The organism is Psychrobacter sp. 1U2 (genome assembly GCF_051847575.1).
Genome location: NZ_JBPYDC010000924.1, coordinates 1 through 771, shown reverse-complemented (window position 1 = coordinate 771; position 771 = coordinate 1). Strand labels below are relative to the sequence as shown.

Below are 771 nucleotides of genomic sequence, written 5' to 3'. Positions count from 1 at the left end.
GGTCTGTTATTTACGATTGACGTGGCTATTTTAGCTGCTCAATATCTACTTCAATGATCGGCGCTTGCCTATCTATCTGGCGCTTAAGCTGACGTAATTGCTCGACCTCATCTAATAGCTCAAGTATTAAACCAATCGCTGGTACACTGGCGTCAAAGTCGCGACTGAGACGTGAGGCACGGCGTACAGTTGTTAGCTGGTAACCCGTAAACTGCTCACGCTCCGGTACGTCATATTCGATGATGTTTTCTTCTATCAACTTGATGACCCATTGACGCTCTTGACCACAGGCAGTCACTAGCTCATCTAAACTCATAATAATATCGGTAAATTCAGGCGAGTGTTTCATAATTATTATCCTCGTTTGCTCTTTATGTCGTCGTTATCGTATTCATCTTTGCGCTTTATGACCTATAGCTTGTCACATTGATTGGCAGCTATAAATAACGACTTTTAACGATTAATAGCGGTATCGGCAAAAGCGTGTTTTAGTTGCTCATAAGCTTTAGTGGCAGCCTCGCTACTGATATCAGGATTAACGATGTTTAAGGTTAAGTATAAATCGCCCGCTTGTTTAGCAGGGATACCTTTACCTTTTAGACGCAAGTTACTACCTGATTTGCTGTTTTTAGGAATCGTGACACCAAGCGTACCTGCTGGCGTACTGACGTTTATTTTATCTCCTAATGCTGCTTCCCAAGGCGCAATATTGACCGTCTGATAGACATCTGCGCCTTCGATACGGATATTAGATGTGTGGCTGATTTTAAC

2 protein-coding genes are annotated in these 771 nt (G+C 42.7%); both read right to left on the bottom strand.

Annotated features, from left to right (window positions below; genetic code table 11):
* Window positions 1–25: 25 nt before the first annotated feature.
* Entirely contained in the window at window positions 26–349 is a 324-nt protein-coding gene (locus tag ACS8FD_RS19585) for a chaperone modulator CbpM (RefSeq protein ID WP_439262546.1), read from the bottom strand.
* Between the two features lie 104 nt (window positions 350–453).
* Window positions 454–771, bottom strand: a 318-nt coding sequence (locus ACS8FD_RS19580) for a DnaJ C-terminal domain-containing protein (protein ID WP_439277092.1), incomplete at its 5' end; no start/stop codon positions are given.